At 70.7% G+C, this 15,197-nt stretch carries 11 protein-coding genes and 1 pseudogene; 6 read left to right on the top strand and 6 right to left on the bottom strand.

What is annotated here, in order from left to right; translation table 11 throughout:
• Window positions 1-50 precede the first annotated feature (50 nt).
• Complete coding sequence (gene wecB / locus E1166_RS14055; RefSeq protein WP_132339101.1) at window positions 51-1,175, bottom strand: UDP-N-acetylglucosamine 2-epimerase (non-hydrolyzing); 1,125 nt, start codon at window positions 1,173-1,175, stop codon at window positions 51-53.
• Window positions 1,176-1,348: 173 nt separating this feature from the next.
• On the opposite strand from wecB, the gene E1166_RS14050 reads away from it, so the two are divergent.
• The 3 genes from E1166_RS14050 (at window position 1,349) to E1166_RS14040 (ending at window position 6,399) form a co-directional block, all read left to right on the top strand.
• The gene (locus tag E1166_RS14050) at window positions 1,349-4,456 is read left to right on the top strand and encodes a M14 family metallopeptidase (RefSeq protein WP_132339099.1); all 3,108 of its coding nucleotides are present in this window, start codon (window positions 1,349-1,351) and stop codon (window positions 4,454-4,456) included.
• A gap of 88 nt (window positions 4,457-4,544) precedes the next feature.
• Entirely contained in the window at window positions 4,545-5,474 is a 930-nt protein-coding gene (locus E1166_RS14045; RefSeq protein ID WP_132339097.1) for an NAD(+)/NADH kinase, read from the top strand.
• A 124-nt stretch (window positions 5,475-5,598) separates the two neighbouring features.
• Window positions 5,599-6,399 (top strand): alpha/beta hydrolase, encoded by an 801-nt coding sequence (locus tag E1166_RS14040; RefSeq protein WP_243710340.1) that lies wholly within the window; start codon window positions 5,599-5,601, stop codon window positions 6,397-6,399.
• Between the two features lie 440 nt (window positions 6,400-6,839).
• Here E1166_RS14040 and E1166_RS14035 read toward each other — a convergent pair whose 3' ends face one another.
• The 3 genes from E1166_RS14035 to glgC form a co-directional block, all read right to left on the bottom strand.
• The gene (locus E1166_RS14035) at window positions 6,840-7,049 is read right to left on the bottom strand and encodes an AlpA family phage regulatory protein (RefSeq protein ID WP_132339095.1); all 210 of its coding nucleotides are present in this window, start codon (window positions 7,047-7,049) and stop codon (window positions 6,840-6,842) included.
• Window positions 7,050-7,627: 578 nt separating this feature from the next.
• Complete coding sequence (gene pgm / locus E1166_RS14025) at window positions 7,628-9,271, bottom strand: phosphoglucomutase (alpha-D-glucose-1,6-bisphosphate-dependent) (protein ID WP_132339091.1); 1,644 nt, start codon at window positions 9,269-9,271, stop codon at window positions 7,628-7,630.
• A 67-nt stretch (window positions 9,272-9,338) separates the two neighbouring features.
• Complete coding sequence (glgC, locus tag E1166_RS14020) at window positions 9,339-10,571, bottom strand: glucose-1-phosphate adenylyltransferase (RefSeq protein WP_132263896.1); 1,233 nt, start codon at window positions 10,569-10,571, stop codon at window positions 9,339-9,341.
• 94 nt (window positions 10,572-10,665) lie between these two features.
• On the opposite strand from glgC, the gene glgA reads away from it, so the two are divergent.
• Window positions 10,666-11,868, top strand: coding sequence for a glycogen synthase (gene glgA / locus E1166_RS14015; protein ID WP_132339089.1), 1,203 nt, complete (start codon window positions 10,666-10,668; stop codon window positions 11,866-11,868).
• A gap of 165 nt (window positions 11,869-12,033) precedes the next feature.
• Here glgA and E1166_RS14010 read toward each other — a convergent pair whose 3' ends face one another.
• Window positions 12,034-12,489 carry a type II toxin-antitoxin system VapC family toxin gene (locus E1166_RS14010; RefSeq protein WP_132263901.1) on the bottom strand — a complete coding sequence of 152 codons (456 nt, stop codon included), beginning with the start codon at window positions 12,487-12,489 and terminating at the stop codon, window positions 12,034-12,036.
• Entirely contained in the window at window positions 12,479-12,718 is a 240-nt protein-coding gene (locus E1166_RS14005) for an AbrB/MazE/SpoVT family DNA-binding domain-containing protein (RefSeq protein ID WP_132263903.1), read from the bottom strand. Before E1166_RS14005 ends, E1166_RS14010 begins: the two co-directional genes overlap by 11 nt.
• 145 nt (window positions 12,719-12,863) lie before the next feature.
• Between E1166_RS14005 and E1166_RS14000 the strand changes: the two genes are divergently transcribed.
• Entirely contained in the window at window positions 12,864-14,960 is a 2,097-nt protein-coding gene (locus E1166_RS14000) for an alpha-1,4-glucan--maltose-1-phosphate maltosyltransferase (RefSeq protein ID WP_132339087.1), read from the top strand.
• Window positions 14,948-15,197 (top strand): annotated as a pseudogene (locus E1166_RS13995) (1,4-alpha-glucan branching enzyme); the annotation flags it as partial. The gene E1166_RS14000 and the pseudogene E1166_RS13995, both read left to right, overlap by 13 nt.

Here is a 15,197-nt window from a genome sequence, read left to right as displayed (position 1 = left end):
GTGTCCGGCACCCGTGCCGGAGTCCGTCGTGCCAGCCTGGGCAGCCGTGGTCAAACCCGGATGCCGGCCCAGGCGTGATGCCGGCGGACCGTGGACAGGATGAAGTCGACGACCCGGCGGGAGGTATCGGGCACCTGGTAGTCCGCCGGGCAGGGCACCCCGTCGGCGGCCACCTGCTCGACCGCCACCCGGATCGCCTCGATCACGCCACTCGGGTCCAGCCCGGTCATGATGATCCCGCCGGCGTCGAGGGCCTCCGGCCGCTCGATCGACTCCCGCAGGGTCACCGCCGGGAAGCCGAGGACTGCGGCCTCCTCGCTGATGGTGCCGCTGTCCGACAACGTGCACCGGGAGTTCGTCTGCAGGTGTACGTAGTCGAAGAGGCCGAACGGCTCATGGAACCCGATGCCCTCCAGCGCGGTGTCGTCGACCGCGAGTGCCTCCAGGGCCTTGCGGGTGCGCGGATGGGTGGAGACCAGCAGCGGCAGGCCCCATTCGTCGCGAACCGCCCGAAGGCAGTCGAGCAGGCGGCGCAACCGGTCGGGGCGGTCGACGTTCTCCTCGCGGTGGGCGCTGACCACGAAGTACTCTCCGGGCGCGAGTTCGAGTTGGTCCAGGGCACTGGAGCGGGCGATATCGGCGCGGTAATGGTCGAGCACCTCCCGCATCGGCGAGCCGGTGTGCAGGATCCGGCGGGGATGCAGGCCCTCGGCGAGCAGATTGCGCCGGGCGTGCTCGGTGTAGACCAGGTTGAAGTCGGCGACATGGTCGACCAGCCGTCGGTTGGTCTCCTCCGGCACGTTCAGGTCGAAGCAGCGGTTACCGGCCTCCATGTGGTAGACCGGCACCCGCATCCGCCGCGCCATCAAGGCAGCGATGCAGCTGTTGGTGTCGCCCAGAACGAGAAGGGCGTCCGGCCGGTACTCCGCGATCGCCTCCTCGACGCCGACCAGCACACCACCGAGCACCCGGCCCAGCGAGGTGGTGTCGACACCCAGAAACCGGTCCGGCTGTCGCAGCCGCAACTCGGTGAAGAAGATGTCGGACAGGTTCGGGTCCCAGTTCTGCCCGGTATGCACGAGCACGTGCTGGACCGTACGGTCCAACCGGTCCATCACCCTGGACAGCCGAATGATCTCCGGCCGGGTCCCGACCACCGTCATCACCCGTGTCATCACCCGTTCCTTCCGTCGGCCGCGTTCACGGTCTCAACGCAGCCCCGGGGCCCGAGTTACGTTCCGACGTCGGATGCGCGACCCCGCACCACCCAGCACCCGATCGAGACATTGACATGGACAGCTACAGCGGCGAGGCTCGCGGCACAGATCCTTGACCCGAGGGGAGCGCGATGAAGCGCACACGGCTGGCGATCGCCGGCGTGTTCACATTGGTCGGCGCGCTGGCGCTGACCGCACCGGCGACCGCGCGGCCCTCGTCCGACCCGGACGGCCGCGACAGCCTGGAGGTGTACGTCGGCACGCTCGACCCGGCACAGCTGGCGAAGCTGCGCGCGGCGGGTGTCGACCTCGGCCACGACCACCACGGCACCACCTCTGACGGCGCCGCCCGGGTGGAGACGGTGCTCAGCGAACGGGAGGCGCGCCGCCTCGCCGACCAGGGTGTCGAGCTGGAGGTGAAGAAGGTCCGCGGCAAGCCGGCCTCCCAGGCGCTGCGCGAGCAGGCGGCGGCGGGCTGGTCGGCGTTCCGGTCGTACAGCGAGCCGGGCGGCCTGCGCGACGAGATCACCGCGACCGTGGCCCGGTACCCGAAGCTGGCCAAGCTGCAGACGATCGGCCGCAGCGTGCAGGGCAAGCCGATCCTCGCGGTGAAGGTCACGAAGAACGCGCGGACCCTGCCGGACGGGAAGCGGCCGGCGGTGCTCTACGGCAGCGCCCAGCACGCCCGCGAGTGGATCACGCCGGAGATGACCCGCCGGCTGCTGCACCACGTGCTGGACAACTACGGCTCCGACCGGGAGATCACCCGACTGGTGGACCACACCGAGCTGTGGTTCCTGCCGGTCGCCAACCCGGACGGCTACGACCACACCTTCACCCCCGGCAACCGGCTGTGGCGCAAGAACCTGCGCGACAACGACGGGGACGGGCAGATCACCACTGCCGACGGCGTCGACCTCAACCGCAACTTCGCCTACAAGTGGGGGTACGACGACGAGGGCTCCTCACCGGAGCCGAACAGCGACACCTACCGGGGCGCCGGACCGAACTCGGAGCCGGAGACGAAGGCCCTCGACCGGCTCTTCAAGCGGGTCGGCTTCGAGTTCTTCGTCAACTACCACTCGGCGGCGCAACTGCTGCTCTACGGCGTCGGCTGGCAGGCCAACACCCCCACCCCCGACGACGTCATCTACGAGACGATGGCCGGTGACGACGCCCACCCGGCGGTGCCCGGCTACGACCCGGACCTCTCCGCCGAGCTGTACACCACCAACGGCGACACCGACACGCACGCCACCGTGCGCTACGGCACCCTGGGTTTCACTCCGGAGATGTCCACCTGCCAGGCGGCGGCCGAGTCCGACCCGGACGACCAGTGGCGACCGGAGGACTGTGTCAGCTCCTTCATCTTCCCCGACGACGAGAAGTTGATTTCGGCGGAGGTGGCGAAGAACCTGCCGTTCGCCCTGGCGGTGGCGAAGTCGGCGGCCGACCCGGACGACCCGGTGTCGGTGGTGGGTCGCAGCACGCCGGACTTCGTGGTGGACACCTTCGACACCTCCTACGGGCGCAGCCAGCAGGTCGCGTCGATCACCCGGCGGGCGCTGAAGGACGTCCGGATGCACTACGTGGTCAACGGTGGCCGGCCGAAGACCGTCGCCGTCGGCGAGTGGCGCGGCGGCGAGCGGTACGGCGACACCCACGACGACTACTACGCCGAACTGCGTGGCCGGGTCACCGGCACGAAGCCGGGCGACCGGGTCGAGGTCTGGTTCACCGGGGTCAAGCCGCGCAAGGGCCCGGTGGCCAGTGAACGCTTCACCTACCGGGTGCACGACGACATCGGCGGGGACGTGCTGGTCCTCGCGATGGAGGACGTCACCGGGCTCAGCCCGGCGCAGCCTGGCGTCACCAGCGCCAAGTACGCCGACGAGATCGCCGCCTCCCTGACGAAGGCCGGCCGCAGCAGCGACGTCTACGACTTCGACGTCATGGGCCGGAAGGCGCCGCACCACCTGGGTGTGCTGTCGCACTACCGGACGGTGGTCTGGGAGACCGGCGACGACGTCATCCCGCGCTCCCCCGGCCAGGTGGCCGGCACCGCCGCCCGGGCCGCCGCGGAGACCGAGCTGGCCGTGCGGGACTACCTCAACGAGGGCGGCAAGCTCCTGGTCAGCGGCAAGTACGCGCTCTTCGCCCAGGCCGCGAACGGTTCGTACGCCTACCAGCCGAACGCGCCCGCGGAGTGCACCGACCCCGACGACACCAGTTGCCTGCCGCTGCTCAACGACTTCCAGCAGTACTACCTGGGGGCGTACACCTACGTCAGTGACGGTGGCACCGACCCGGCCGGCGACCCGTACCCGCTGCGCGGCGCAGACGGGCCGTTCGCCGGGTTCTCCGGCCGGCTCAACGAGGCCGGCTCGGCGCAGAACCAGGACCACACGGCCTCGTTCCTGAGCACGTCGAGCTTCCTGGCACCGAAGGACTTCCCGCAGTTCGCCAGCTCGGCCGTCGTGGACTGGGCGCGGCCGGGCGCGGCGCCGTTCGATCCGCGCACCGGTGACTGGTACCTCTACAGCGGCCGGTCCGACGAGTCGTACAAGCGGCTCACCCGCACCGTCGACCTGACCGGGAAGAGCAGCGGCGAGCTGCGCTTCTTCACCTCGTACGACATCGAGCAGAACTGGGACTTCCTGTTCGTCGAGGCGCACGAGCCGGGCAGCGACGACTGGACCACGCTGCCCGACGCCAACGGGCGTACCGGCACGGTCACCGGGGAGAGCTGCGCCTCCGGGTGGGCGCGGACGCTGCACCCGTTCCTGGCCCACTACCAGGGCGCCGACTGCTCCCCCACCGGCAGCACCGGCACCTGGAACGCGGCCACCGGCGCCTCCGGGGGTTGGCAGGAGTTCGTCGTCGACCTGTCGGCGTACGCCGGGAAGAAGGTCGAGCTGTCGATCACCTACGCCTCCGACTGGGGAACCCAGGGACTCGGGGTCTTCCTGGACGACGCGCGGGTCTTCGCCGACGGGGCGTTGGTGTCCGAGACCTCCTTCGAGACGGCTGATCTGGGCGGCTGGACGGTCGCCGGGCCGCCGGCCGGCTCGGCGGCCAACCCCAACGACTGGAGCCGCAGCCAGCAGGCTTTCGAGGAGGGATCGGCGGTGGTCACCGCCGACACCGTCTACCTCGGTTTCGGTCTGGAGGGGCTCGCCCCGGCGGCCCGCGACGACCTGGTGGCCCGGTCGCTGAGACACCTGTTCGCCCGACGGTGAGCACCGGTGCGGCGGCGGTGTGGGGCACCGCCGCCGCACCTGCGCCGTACGCCCGCCGGCTGGCGTCGCGGTGTGGTGAGCTGTACCGGTGGCGGGGTACCTGTTCGGTCTGGTGCTGCATCCCACCCGGGACGTCACCGAGGTGGTCGGGATCGTCGAGCGGTGGGCGGTCCGGCACGGCAAGGCCCTCGCCGTCCGGGCCGAGGACCGGCACCGCGTGCCCGCCTCGGTGGAGCCCGTTCCGGCCGGCGAGCTGGCCGCCCGGTCGGACGCACTGATCAGCATCGGCGGGGACGGCACCATGCTGGGTGCCCTGCGCTCGGCGGTACGCCGTCCGAAGCCGGTGCTCGGGGTGCACCTGGGCAAGCTCGGCTTCCTGGTCGAGGTGGAGCCGCCGGACCTGCCGAGGGCGCTGGACCGGCTGGTGGCCCACGACTACACCGTCGAGTCGCACGCCTGCCTGGCCTGTGACGTCTGCGGCGACGACGTGGTGGCCTTCAACGACGTCGCGCTGGTCCGTCAACCCGGCGCGGGGTTCGTCACCGCCAGCCTCGCCGTCGACGGCCAGCGGTACGGCTACTACCGCTGCGACGCCCTGATCGTGGCCACCCCGACCGGTTCCACGGCGTACAGCTACGCGGCGGGCGGGCCGCTGGTCTCCCCGGCGACGCAGGCGGTGGTGGTGACCCCGTCGGCGCCGATGGCCGGCATCTCCCGCTCGCTGGTGCTCTCCCCGGACGAGGCCATCCACCTGCGGCTGCGTCCCGACTCGGCGCCGGTGACGGTGGAGGTGGACGGGCTGGTGATCCGCGACGCCGCCACCGAGGGCGCGGTGCACGTGCGCTACCAGCGCGACGCCGGGCTGGTGGTCCGCCTGGATCCGCGCCGCCACCAGGAGCGCAACCAGCTCAAGCTCAGCCTGCTGGACCTGCCGCTGCTGCCCGAGCAGTTGCGGGAGCTGCTCCCGGACGGGCTGCGGGAGCAACTCGGCCGCCGCGAGCTGCCCCCACTGCGCTGAGCTGCCCACGGTGGACAGGTAGGACACTGACGAGCCTGGAGGAGCGACGCGGCAAAGGCACGAAAGGCGGAGGCGGCTCAAGCGGCTTGAGCTGGCAAGCGGGCGGCTTGGACGGCCCGGATAATTGACTCGCCGCGTCAGCGGGAATGCCGATGTAATCCCCGCCATGCGCATCACCTCAGACACCGTCGCTGACGGCATCCGCGAACAGCTCTTCAGGATCGGGGACATCCCCGGGGTGCTCTGGACGCCCGCCGAGGGCTCCGGTCCCCGCCCGCTGGTCTTGATCGGGCACGGCGGCGGCCAGCACAAGAAAGGATGGGAGGTCGTCTCCCGGGCCTTCCCCTACGTCACCTCCTGCGGCTTCGCGGTCGCCGCGATCGATGCGCCAGGTACTGGTGACAGGCCGGAGCACCCGGAGATCCGGCGGCTCGTCGCGCTCATCCAGGAACGAGAGGCTGCGGGCAAGCCCTTCGGCCCGGCGTGGCCTGCCCTAAACGAAACCGTGGCGTCGCAGCTCATACCCGACTGGCAGACCACCCTGGACGCACTCCAGAAACTGGACTCTGTCGGCGACAGCCAGCCCGTCGGGTACTACGGCCTGTCCCAGGCCGGTGAGATGGGCATCCGCCTCGTTGCGGCCGAACCTCGGATCACGGCTGCGGTCCTCGGCCTCATCGGAAGCGACTGGCTCACCGACACCGCGGCGCGGATCACGATCCCGGTCGAGTTCCTGCTGCAGTGGGACGATGAAGGCAATCCGCGGGACTCCGTCATGAAGCTGTTCGACGCACTCGGTTCCACCGAGAAGACCCTGCACGCCAACCCAGGCAGCCACTTCCGAGTCCCATCATTCGAAATCGACAGCTCGATCCGGTTCTTCGTCCGGCACCTGGGTAGCCCTGGCACCGCGAGCCGCTTTTGACACCACCGGCACCGCGCCGACGCACGGTCCGCTGCGAGTGCCTGCCCCTTCCGCCGCGGTCGCGCCCACCCCAGCCATTCCGGCCGATGCATCGGCCGGCTAAACCCCGACACCGACGCCACGTCGCGCCTCGGCAGGGGCGTCAACGCGGGACGGGCCAGCGTCTCCTTGGGGGAGAGGGAGCGACACCCTCCAACAGAGGGCAGGGGTGCCCACGAGCGCCAGGCCCGGCGAGCACGGCGCGCAGCTCCCCCCGCGTACGCGCATTTTTGTGGTCTGAACGTTCACACCGCAGGGCACCGGAGGCATATGAGGCCCCCCGCGCCTCGAATCGGGGGTGCGGGGGCCGTACGCGGGTCAGTCGTCCAGGTGTCGGTTGGCCAGCTCGGCACGGGCGGCGTCGAGCTGGGCCTGGAGCTGGTCGACAGGTCCGGGCTGTTTCAGCACTCGTCCGGGTCGGCGTCTCGCGCCTGGTGCGGCCGGTGCTTGGTGATCCACGCTTCCACGTCCTCCACCAACCACACCGCTCCCCCGGCCAGCCGGTCGAACGGTTCAGGGAAGTCGGGTCGGCTGATGATCTGCACGACGCGGGCGCGGGACACCCCCAGGCGTTCCTGTAGCTCGGCGCTGCCGTACAGCCTGCGGACCATGGGTTCGACGCTATGCAATCCGAACCTGTCGCATATGACAGCTATCAGACTTGACACTGACGAGTATGACAGGGCAAGGTTTCCTGTGAGGGCCCGTTCGGACGGCAACCGGTTAGTGCCCTTTCGGTGAGCGGTCCGGCTACCTGATCAAGAATCGGTGGCCGGACCTGCCTGACTCTGGAGGTGGCCCCTTGCCCGTTCGCCGGCAATCGTCCCGGCCAGCGCCCGGCGGGTGCTCCGCCCGATGCTGCCAACTCCGCCAACAACTCCGGCCAGGTGATGTGTTCACCATCGGTCGTCGCGCCTCCGTCCAGTTCGTTGGGGAGCGCGGTTTCCCGTTCCGGCTCGTTGCCGTCGACCAACGCCCCACGTCACACGGTTGGGTCTGGCTGACCGGTTACGAACTCAACAGGCGCGGGGAGGCCGTGGCCAAGCGGGAGATCTTCGTTCAGCTCTCCGGGCTCCAGTACGGGCGGGCCGGGGTGCCGGCCAATCGGTCGAGCCGGTTTCCGGTGCGTCAGTAGATACCGCGCACTGACGAGCCTCACCCCTGCGGCCGGGCGGTCGTACGGCTGTGCTCAGGCCGTCGCCAGCACCCCGTCGACCAGAGCCTTGGCCTCGGACTGGATGCGGGTCAGGTGTTCCGGTCCCTGGAACGACTCGGCGTAGATCTTGTAGACGTCCTCGGTGCCCGAGGGCCGGGCGGCGAACCAGCCCGACACGGTGGTCACCTTGAGCCCGCCGATGGACGCGCCGTTGCCCGGCGCGGCGGTGAGGGTGGCGGTGATCGGCTCCCCGGCCAGTTCGGTGGCGGTGACCTGCTCCGGGGAGAGCCTGGCCAGCACCGCCTTCTGCTCCCGGCCGGCCGGGGCGTCGATCCGGGCGTATGCCGGGGCGCCGAAGCGCTCGGTCAGCTCGGCGTAGTGCTGGCTGGGGGTCCGCCCGGTGGTGGCGATGATCTCGGCGGCGAGCAGGCAGAGCAGGATGCCGTCCTTGTCGGTGGTCCAGGTGCTCCCGTCGCGACGCAGGAAGGACGCGCCGGCGCTCTCCTCACCGCCGAAGCCAACCGCGCCGTCGAGCAGACCGGGCACGAACCACTTGAACCCCACCGGTACCTCCAGCAGCGGACGCCCGAGGTCGGCCGCGATCCGGTCGATCATCGAGGAGGAGACCAGGGTCTTGCCGATGGCCGCCGCCGGACCCCACTGCTCCCGGGTACGGAACAGGTGGCCGATCGCGACCGCCAGGTAGTGGTTGGGGTTCATCAGGCCGCCGTCGGGGGTGACGATGCCGTGCCGGTCGGCGTCGGCGTCGTTGCCGGTGGAGACCTGGTAGTCGGCGCGGGCGGCGATCAGCGAGGCCATCGCGTTCGCCGAGGAGCAGTCCATCCGGATCCGGCCGTCACCGTCGAGGGTCATGAACCGCCAGGTCGGGTCGACCGTCGGGTTGATCACGGTGAGGTCGAGGCGGTGCCGGTCGGCGATCTCCCCCCAGTACGCGACGCTGGCCCCGCCCATCGGGTCGGCGCCGATGCGCACCCCGGTGTCGCGGATCGCCTCGATGTCGATGGCGGCCGGCAGGTCGTCGACGTAGTGGGCGAGGAAGTCGTACTTGCCGGTGGTGTCGGCGGTGCGGGCCCGGGCGTACGGGATCCGCCGCACCTCCTTGAGCCCGGCGGCGAGGATCGCGTTGGCGCGGTCCTGGATCCAGCTCGTCGCGTCGGTGTCGGCCGGGCCGCCGTGGGTGGGGTTGTACTTGAAGCCGCCGTCCTCGGGCGGGTTGTGCGACGGGGTGATCACCACCCCGTCGCAGCGGCCGCTGGTGCGTCCCCGGTTGTGGGTGAGCACGGCGTGCGACAGCGCCGGGGTGGGGGTGTAGCCGTCCCGGCTGTCCACCAGCACGGTGACCCCGTTGGCAGCCAGCACCTCCAGGGCGTCGGTGGCCGCCGGCGCGGAGAGCGCGTGGGTGTCCCGGGCGAGGAAGAGAGGGCCGTCCACCCCCTGCTGCTGACGGTAGTCGCAGAGCGCCTGGGTGACCGCGACGATGTGGTCGGAGTTGAAGGCGCCCCTGAGCGAGGACCCGCGGTGCCCGGAGGTGCCGAAGGAGACCCGCTGCGCCGGGTCGTCCGGGTCCGGGTGCTCGGCGTAGTAGGCGGTGACCAGCCGGGGCACGTCCACCAGGTCGGCGGGCTCGGCGGGCTGTCCGGCGCGCGGGTGGGCCACTGCGGGATCCTCCTCGGGTGCGGGGTGGTGTTCACTGGTTCCCGGCGGGCGCCGGGTCACACGCGGCTCACGGCTCGACGCGCTGCCCCTTGCCGATGACCACGATGCCGTTGTCGGAGACGGTGTAGCGCTGCCGGTCCTTCTCCAGGTCGACGCCGATCTCCGCGCCCTCGGGCACGAAGACGTTCTTGTCGAGGATGGCCCGGCGCACCACCGCGTGCCGGCCGATCTCCACGCCCTCCATCAGCACCGCGCCGTCGACGTGCGCCCAGGAGTGCACCTTGACCTTCGGCGAGACGACCGAGTTCTCCACCAGCGAGCCGGAGATGACCGCGCCGGGCGAGACCATCGAGGCGACCGCGCGACCGACCCGCTCACCGTACTGGTGGACGAACTTCGCGGGCGGGAACGGCGGCTGCTCGGTGTAGATGGGCCACTCGAAGTTGTACAGGTTGAACACCGGGTGCACGTTGATCAGATCCATGTGTGCGTCGTAGAAGGAGTCCAGCGTCCCCACGTCGCGCCAGTAGCCCCGGTCACGGTCGGTGCTGCCCGGCACCTCGTTGTCCCGGAAGTCGTAGACGTTGGCCTCGCCCCGCTCCACCAGCATCGGGATGATGCTGCCGCCCATGTCGTGCTTGCTGGTCTTGTCGGCCGCGTCGCGTTCCACGGCCTCGCAGAGCGCCTTGGTGCTGAAGACGTAGTTGCCCATCGAGGCGTAGATCTGGTCCGGCGCGTCGGGCAGGCCGACCGCGTCGGTGGGCTTCTCGCGGAACGCCCGGATCCGCCGGCCGTCCTCGCCGACCTCGATCACCCCGAACTGGTCGGCCATCGACAGCGGCTGCCGGATGCCGGCCACGGTCACCGCGGCGCCGGAGGCGATGTGGTCGTCCACCATCTGCCGCGGATCCATCCGGTAGATGTGGTCGGCGCCGAAGACGATCACGTGGTCCGGCTGCTCGTCGTTGATCAGGTTGAAGCTCTGGTAGATCGCGTCGGCGGAACCGGCGAACCACCACGGGCCACGGCGCTGCTGCGCCGGCACCGGCGTGACGTAGTTGCCGAGCAGGGTCGACATCCGCCACGTCTTGGTGATGTGCCGGTCCAACGAGTGGGACTTGTACTGGGTCAGCACGACGATCTTGAGAAAGCCGGCGTTCGCCAGGTTGGACAGGACGAAATCGACCATGCGGTACATCCCGCCGAACGGAACGGCGGGCTTGGCCCGGTCCGTGGTGAGCGGCATCAGGCGCTTGCCCTCTCCGCCAGCCAGGACGATCGCGAGCACCTTGGCAGCCATGTCCCGACGCTATCCATCCGACCGCGAGTTCACCACTCCTACGGGCCGACTTGTCCCACGGTACGGGGTGTGTTTCTGCACTAAGGTGCCGGGCATGAACGATCTCGTACCGCTGCGCGTCGACCTGCTCACCCGGGAGTACCCGCCGGAGGTGTACGGCGGCGCCGGCGTGCACGTCGAGTATCTGGCCCGGGAGTTGCGCCAGCTCGCCGACGTACGGGTGCACTGCTTCGGCGCGCCGCGCGCGGAGCCGGGCGTCGTCGCGTACGCCGAACCGGTCGGCCTGGCCGGCGCGAACGCCGCGCTGCGGACCATGGGCGTGGACCTGGAGATGGCGGCGGGCTGTGCCGGCACGGACGTGGTGCACAGCCACACCTGGTACGCCAACCTTGCCGGGCACACCGCGAAGCTGCTGCACGGGGTGCCGCACGTGGTGACCGCGCACAGCCTGGAGCCGCTGCGGCCGTGGAAGGCCGAACAGCTCGGCGGCGGGTACGCGCTCTCCTCCTGGTGCGAACGGACCGCGTACGAGGCCGCCGACGCGATCGTCGCGGTCAGCGAGGGGATGCGCCGGGACGTGCTGGCCGCGTACCCGCAGGTGAACCCGGACCGGGTCCGGGTGGTCCACAACGGCATCGACACCGCGCAGTACGCCCCGGATGAGGGCACCGACGTGGTGGACCGCCTCGGCATCGACCCGGCCCGACCGAGCGTGGTGTACGTGGGTCGGATCACCCGGCAGAAGGGGCTGCCCCACCTGCTGCGCGCCGCCCGGGAACTGCCGGCCGACACCCAACTGGTGCTGCTGGCCGGGGCGCCCGACACACCCGAGATCGCCGCCGAGGTGGAGGGGCTGGTCACCGAGCTGCGTTCCCGCCGGTCCGGGGTCGTCTGGGTGGCCGAGATGCTGCCCAAGCACGAGGTGATCCAGGTGCTCACGCACGCGACGATCTTCGTCTGCCCCTCGGTGTACGAACCGATGGGCATCGTGAACCTGGAGGCGATGGCCTGCGAGACCGCGGTGGTGGCGACCGCGACCGGCGGCATTCCGGAGGTGGTGGCCGACGGCGAGACCGGGCTGCTGGTCCCGATCGAGCAGGCCGGTGACGGCTCGGGCCGCCCGCTGGACCCGGCCCGGTTCGAGGCCGACCTGGCGGCCCGGATGAACGAGTTGCTGGCCGATCCGGGGCGCGCGGCGGAGTTCGGCCGCGCCGGGCGGCGACGGGCGGTGGAGCACTTCTCCTGGGACGCCATCGCCACCCGCACCCTCGACATCTATCGCTCCCTGTTGCCCTGACCGCGCGCTCACCCGGACCCGCCTGGACCTGCGCCGATTGCGGCGAGTTGCGGTAACACGCCGGACGGACACCGCAACTCGCCGCACTGTGCGTGGCGATCCCAGGGAGGCGTCAGGCGATGTGAAGGGTGGCGGCGAGCCGGGCCAGGCCGGCGGGCGCGGCGGTCAGGTGTCGGGTGAGATGAGGGTCAGCTTGGGGAAGTAGGTGCGGTAGCGGGTGCCGTCGCGTGTCAGCAGGCGGTATCGACACACCGCGGCATGGGCGCCGATGTAGAAGTCGGCGATGGGCGAGCGCTTCACGCCGCCCTGCGACCGGTACCGCGCGTACGCCTTGCCCGCCAGAAACCCGGCGGGATACGGCAGCTCCTCGCGGAGGAAGTCCGTGGCGGGCAGGGCGTCGTCGAGTTCCTCGACGCGCGCGAACCGCACGGACACCTCGGCGTAGACGATCGGGTTGATCACCAGGACGCCCTCGTCACGGGCGGCGGCCAGCGCCGCACCCGACCAGTCGGCCCATCGTGGATCCTCGGTGAGGATGTCCAGCAGAACGTTGGTGTCGACCAGGGTGGTGACCGTGTCGGTCGCCCGGCGGGCGACGGCCCGGATGCGTTCACTCGCCACGAAGCAGGTCCATCAGTTCGTCGGTCGACATGGTCTCCACCTCTCGGGCGCTGCCCCGTCCGCGCATGTGCCGGACCAGCCGTCGCCCACGGGTCTCGGCGTCGGCAACCCGCACGATCCGCAGGGTGCCGCCTTCCTCGACCACGTCCACCTCGTCGCCCTCGTGCAGGTTGTGCCGGGCACGCAGTTCGGCCGGAATGGTCACCTGTCCCTTGCTGTTCAACCTCATCGCTGCCCCCCCTGATACGTAATACAGATGATACGTGTCTCCGGCTGTCGCCGCCTGCCGGCAGCACCGACCAGTAACGCCCGACCTGGAAGAAGAAGCGGCCTCGACCCGAGCGCGAAGCGATCTCGCGCAGTAGGTTGAGCGGGTGAGTGGACGGTTCCCCATCGAAGATGTCTCCCCCGCCGTCGCCTGCGGTCGCTACCCCGCCAAGGCGGTCGTCGGCGAGGTGGTGCCGGTGTCGGCCCGCGCCTACCGCGAGGGTCATGACGCGCTGGGCTGCAACGTGGTCTGGCGAGGCCCGGACGGCACGACGCGCCCGTTCACCCGGATGCGTCCCGGTGAACCCGGCCAGGACCGCTTCCACGCCACCATCCGCCCGGACGCCGTCGGCGAGTGGACCTTCACCGTCGAGGCGTTCCAGGATCCGTACCTGACCTGGCAGAACGCGGTCACGAAGAAGCTGGCCGCCGGACAGGGCGTCGCGGACCTGGCCAACGACCTGGCCGAGGGCGCACGGGTGCTGGAGGCCGCGCGGGAGCTGGTTCCGGCAGCCGACGTCGAGCGGGTGCGGGCCGCGGTCGCGGCGCTGGGCGACACCGGGCGGGAGCTGCCCCGGCGGGTGGCCCCGGCGCTGGAGCTGGCCGACCTGCTCTGGGCGCACCCGGTGCGGGAACTGGTCACCACCGGCGAGGAGCGCCGGCTCTGGGTGGACCGGCCCCGGGCGCTCTTCTCCGCCTGGTACGAGTTCTTTCCCCGCTCCGAGGGGGCGATCCCGGCGACCGTCGACGCCCCGGCACGGTCCGGCACCTTCGCCACCGCGATGGACCGGCTGCCCGGGGTCGCGGCGATGGGCTTCGACGTGCTCTACCTGCCGCCGATCCACCCGATCGGCCGGGTCAACCGCAAGGGCCGGAACAACTCGCTCACCGCCGGCCCGGACGACGTGGGTTCGCCGTGGGCCATCGGCGCGGCCGAGGGCGGGCACGACGCCATCCACCCCGACCTCGGTGAGCCGGAGGACTTCCGCGACTTCGTCGCCGCCGCCGCCGAGCAGGGCTTGGAGGTGGCGATGGACCTGGCGTTGCAGTGCGCGCCGGACCACCCCTGGGTGACCCGACACCCGGAGTGGTTCACCACCCGCGCCGACGGCAGCATCGCCTACGCGGAGAACCCGCCGAAGAAGTACCAGGACATCTACCCACTCAACTTCGACAACGACCCCGAGGGCATCCGGGCGGAGATCCTGCGGGTGGTGCTGCACTGGGTGGGCCAGGGCATCCGGATCTTCCGGGTGGACAACCCGCACACCAAGCCCTTCGACTTCTGGCACTGGCTGATCTGGGAGGTCAAGAAGGTCGACCCGGACGTGCTGTTCCTCGCCGAGGCGTTCACCCGGCCGGCCATCATGCACGGCCTGGGCAAGATCGGCTTCACCCAGTCGTACACCTACTTCACCTGGCGCACGACGGCTGCCGAGATGCGGGAGTACTGCGAGGAACTGGTCGCGGCCGCCGACTACATGCGGCCGAACTTCTGGCCCAACACCCCGGACATCCTGCACGAGTCGTTGCAGCACGGCGGGCCGCCGATGTTCAAGATCCGGGCGGTGCTGGCCGCGCTGCTCTCCCCGTCCTGGGGCATGTACGCCGGCTACGAACTGTTCGAGCACGTGGCCCGCCCCGGCGCCGAGGAGTACCTCGACAACGAGAAGTACGAACTGCGTCCCCGGGACTGGGCCGGCGCGGCGGCGCAGGGCCGTTCCCTGGCCCCGTTCATCGCCACCCTCAACCGGGTACGCCGGGAGAACCCGGCCCTGCACCAGCTGCGCAACCTGGTCTTCCACGACATCGACAACCCGGCGCTGCTCTGCTGGTCCAAGCACGACCCGGACACCGGCAACACGGTCCTCGTAATCTGCTCGTTCGACTCCCACGAGGTGCAGTGGGGCAACACCACCCTCGACATGCCGGCGATCGGCCTCGACTGGCACGACCGGTTCACCGTCCACGACGAGCTGACCGGCGCCAGCTACGAGTGGGGCCAACGCAGCACGATCCGGCTCGACCCGTACCTGCAACCGGCGCACGTGTTCGTCGTACGCCGCCCGACGACGTCGGCCGAACCGACGCCGACCGGCCACGTCCCCGCCGACCTCACCGTCACCGACGTGCCCGCCGGCCTGTCCGGCGGCACCGCCCCGACCGCACCCGCTGCGAAGGACGACATCCGATGGACCAGCTGATCGCCGGTGCGACGCACGACCCGCACGCCCTGCTCGGCGCCCACCCCACCGGCGGGCAGACCACCATCCGGGCGATGCGCCGGGGAGCCGGCGACGTCGCCGTGATCGTCGACGGGCAACGACACCCGATGAAGCGGGTGCACGACGTCGGCGTCTTCGAGGCGGTGCTGCCGGGCGAGGTGCTCGACTACCGGGTGGAGGCCGACGGGCGGGTCACCGACGACCCCTACCGTCACC

The organism is Micromonospora sp. KC213 (genome assembly GCF_004348325.1).
Taxonomy (GTDB): Bacteria; Actinomycetota; Actinomycetes; order Mycobacteriales; family Micromonosporaceae; genus Micromonospora.
This window is presented reverse-complemented; position numbering and strand designations above follow the sequence as displayed.